Below are 3,223 nucleotides of genomic sequence, written 5' to 3'. Positions count from 1 at the left end.
GAACCGTTGAGCCAAAAAAACAAAAACAAACACACCACAACAGTTAGTATTACGCCCCAGAAACGCCACAACACCACCACCAGACCCAACAAACCCCCCCACAACCACAACACCAACACACACCCACCCCCCCCAACCCCACCCCCAACGATCCGCGACATCGCAGGCTCAGTGGGAGCCGGACAGACTGCGGTGTCGACCGTTCTTCGGGGCGGCCGAGGGGATATCAATGGCGTCTGGGACAGCCAGCCGCACTGGAACCTCTCCTACACGTCCCCAGACGAGGGCCCCCTGTACGACCAAGGCAACCAGCAGAAGGTCTTCTCGACCGTTTCGTCGGACCTCAGCGCGAGCTCTCCCAACGCCGCGCCCTTCACCGAAGGCGGCAGCGTCTACACCTCCAGCGTCCGCTACGACTACGCCGGAAAGATCGCCGGCAAGTTCCTGGGCACCGTCTTTACCCAGGCCAGGGTGGAACTCGTGCTGAGCCAGAAGGATCCGGCGGTCAACGAGAGCGCGCTGCACATCTACGACGCCCTCAACCGACCGGAATGTACCTTCCCCTCCTGGCCGGGCAAGACCGTCCCCGGCATGAAGGAGCCCCTGCACCGGCTGGTCGACAAGGAGAAGCAGAAGAAGAACCGCGCCCGATCGATCAAGGAATGCGAGAAGGTGTGGGGGGACTACAGGGGACTACAAGGGAACGGATCTTCAGTGCGACGAGTACCCGTACGCCTCCGCCAAGGAGGGCTCGACCAAGGGTGACAACCGGTTCTCCGTCCGGCTGATCGACGGCACCGACAATGAGACCGGCGGTAGCAAGCTCGACCAGATGTACACCCTCAACCGGATCCTCGACGGCGACGCCTTTTACATGAAGATCACCGACTAGCAGAAGGGCAGCGGCATCATGGCGCTCCTGGCCGAATACAGGTGCAAGGCCACACCCGGCCGCCGCGTCGTGGAGATCTACGACGCGGACGCCTATCTCAGTGACGACGACGCTATGGCCGCCGCCCGCACCCAGGTGGTAGCCGGCAACGGCTACCACCTGTACATCCAAAGCCTGCAGCCCGACATCGACGTCGAGGTCGCCATCCGGCTCTGGGACAGCCCTCCCCCTCCTCCTGCCGGAGTTGAGGGCTCGGTTCCCGTCAGCATCGAGTCGGTGACGGCGATTCTCGTGGTGAACCAACTGGAATACGGCCCCGCCGGGGAAATGTCCCTTCCCCGCTCGGGTGTCTACACCGGACACGCCTGGTGGGAAAACCGCCAGGCGACCGGGGACTACTACCAGACCACCCTCGACCGCCCCACCGACGACACCTTCGAAGACGACCTCACCGAGGCATGGAACAACCCCCCAGTGACCGAGCGCTACGTCCTGGACCTCGCCTACAGCCGTGCCTTGGAACCCAGTGACAACGACGAGCCGTAAAACCTTCTGCACCGCCGCGGGCGCTGAAGGCACCGCGGGCGTGCAGGAGAGCAGTTGCCAGTCCCGTGCCGGCGCCGATGTCCGCGACACGGGCGCCATTTAAGGGGCGGTTGGCGAGTTCCTCGACCGCATCGAGCAGGGCGGGCGGATACGAAGGGCGGTTCGCTGCATAGCTGGCGGCAGCCTTGTCGAAGGAACGGGCCTGCGAAGTGATCGTCATTCGACCATCCTCAGCGGTTCGATAGGCCTGGCACAGCATTGGGCGCCGTTTCCCTGGCTTTCTTTGTTCACGAGGGGTCATTGTCGACTGGTCAGTGGCCTCTGGCAGAATCCGCGGCATGGGAATGTTCAAGCGGGTCGATGAGGCGGAGAGTGCTGGTCAGGCCGGGGAGCGAGCCGATTTGAGCCTCCTGCTGCTGCAGGGCGAAGACATGATCGAACAGTTGGGTCGTGCCCACATGTCCTGGGGGCTGGGTTCAGCGGACCGCTGGGATCTGGACCAGACGACCGGCATCATCACCTGGACCTTCCCTGACAAGACGGCGACAGCACCCGCGCAGATCCTCGGCAGTTTCAGCCCCGGCTCGGGCTCGTGGCTGTGGGCCTGGGCCAACAAGAGCATCCTCCCCGACATGAGCCGTGACGCCCGCAGCTTCCGGGACTGGGCAGCAGACAACGGGCATCCCGCTCTCGCCCAGCCGAAGATCGAGGCCGATGAGAAGGCCGCTGCGACGCTTGTGGCCTTGGCTGTTCGGGTCACCGAGGCGACCGGCTATTACCGGGGCCCGGGAGGCAACTCCGCCGTGATCATCACTTTCGGTCCGGTCACTCTGACCGCCGCCGACGGCAGCGTCTCCAACTTCAACATCAATATCGACTAGCGCCGGAGAGCTGAGCGGAGCTCGACGCCTGGGCCCCAGTGCTCAGGCGCGAGCGGAAGACTCCTGCGGTCAGCTGTCCTTCGCGGTCGTCGTTCCGTTCTTGTCGATAGGGTTCCTGGGGCGCTTGTTGGAGCGATAGCTGGGGCCGTTCTTGATGACCTGGTGGCTGGTGTTGATCAGCCGGTCCAGGAGCGATTCGGCGACGACGGGGATTGGGGAACAGGGGATACCAGTCGATGGGTGCCCGGTTGCTGGTGATGATCAGGGATCGTCCCTGCCGCTCGCTGAGCAGCTCGTAGAGGTCGTCGGCCTGGGCGGCGGTCATCTAGCGCATGGCGAAGGCGTCGAGGATCAGGACGTCGGGGCGGATCCCTGTAGCCGAGCGCCGGGGCAGCGCCTGCGAACGGGGCGTGCCTGGCGGCCTCCTACTTCGGGCCGGGGTCGCGCAGCGGGTTGCGGTGTCCGCAGTCCCAGCACTTCACGGTGTCCGGGAGCCTCTCGTAGCGCGTGCCGGGGACGCCGTAGGAGCCGTCGATGCGAAATCCACCGCAGCCCTGGCACGGGGTGGCTTGGAAGGGCTTTTCACAGCGGCGGCAGGTGCCTTCCGCTCGGATCTGGTCGAGGCGGGCAACTCGGGTGTCTGCACTGCCACATCGCACGCTTCTTGGGTTTCATGGTTCTGGTGTGCATCAGATTCGCCGCATCGTTCCGCCCGCTCCGATCTGAGGAGTTGCCGACGGTTGCGGAGCGCGCGGGCCCAGGGGCACGGGCCGGGCCCCGGAGGACGCTGATCCCTGGGGACCCGTGGTGGGGGGGGGGGGGGGGGGGGGCGGCGGGGGGGCCCCCCCCCCCGCCGCCGCGCCCGCGCCGCCGCGCGGGCGGGCGCCCCGCGCGCGCACGGCGC

At 65.8% G+C, this 3,223-nt stretch carries 2 protein-coding genes and 3 pseudogenes; 4 read left to right on the top strand and 1 reads right to left on the bottom strand.

The genetic code is table 11. The features are described from left to right. From ACFV2J_RS02395 to ACFV2J_RS02385, 3 genes and pseudogenes are all read left to right on the top strand, one after another. A pseudogene (locus ACFV2J_RS02395) lies at positions 1 to 765 on the top strand (hypothetical protein); the annotation flags it as partial. After that, positions 695 to 892, top strand: a pseudogene (locus ACFV2J_RS02390) (NucA/NucB deoxyribonuclease domain-containing protein); the annotation flags it as partial. The pseudogenes ACFV2J_RS02395 and ACFV2J_RS02390, both read left to right, overlap by 71 nt. Before the next feature lie 18 nt (positions 893 to 910). Further along, positions 911 to 1,438 (top strand): hypothetical protein, encoded by a 528-nt coding sequence (locus ACFV2J_RS02385; RefSeq protein ID WP_385437003.1) that lies wholly within the window; start codon positions 911 to 913, stop codon positions 1,436 to 1,438. A gap of 28 nt (positions 1,439 to 1,466) precedes the next feature. Here the strand turns inward: ACFV2J_RS02385 and ACFV2J_RS02380 are convergent. Next, a pseudogene (locus ACFV2J_RS02380) lies at positions 1,467 to 1,658 on the bottom strand (SAM-dependent methyltransferase); the annotation flags it as partial. 118 nt (positions 1,659 to 1,776) lie between these two features. On the opposite strand from ACFV2J_RS02380, the gene ACFV2J_RS02375 reads away from it, so the two are divergent. Continuing rightward, positions 1,777 to 2,319 carry a DUF6882 domain-containing protein gene (locus tag ACFV2J_RS02375; RefSeq protein WP_385097571.1) on the top strand — a complete coding sequence of 181 codons (543 nt, stop codon included), beginning with the start codon at positions 1,777 to 1,779 and terminating at the stop codon, positions 2,317 to 2,319. The last annotated feature ends 904 nt before the right edge of the window (positions 2,320 to 3,223 follow it).

Source organism: Streptomyces sp. NPDC059668 (assembly GCF_042734135.1).
In the GTDB taxonomy this organism is placed as follows: Bacteria; Actinomycetota; Actinomycetes; order Streptomycetales; family Streptomycetaceae; genus Streptomyces.
The sequence above is the reverse complement of the archived record's forward strand: the minus strand, read 5'-3'. Positions and strand labels throughout refer to the sequence as shown.

Coding starts and splice junctions, on each gene's coding strand:
- ACFV2J_RS02375 (WP_385097571.1), top strand. CDS start 1,777: ATGGGAATGTTCAAGCGGGTCGATGAGGCGGAGAGTGCTGGTCAGGCC.
- ACFV2J_RS02385 (WP_385437003.1), top strand. CDS start 911: ATGGCGCTCCTGGCCGAATACAGGTGCAAGGCCACACCCGGCCGCCGC.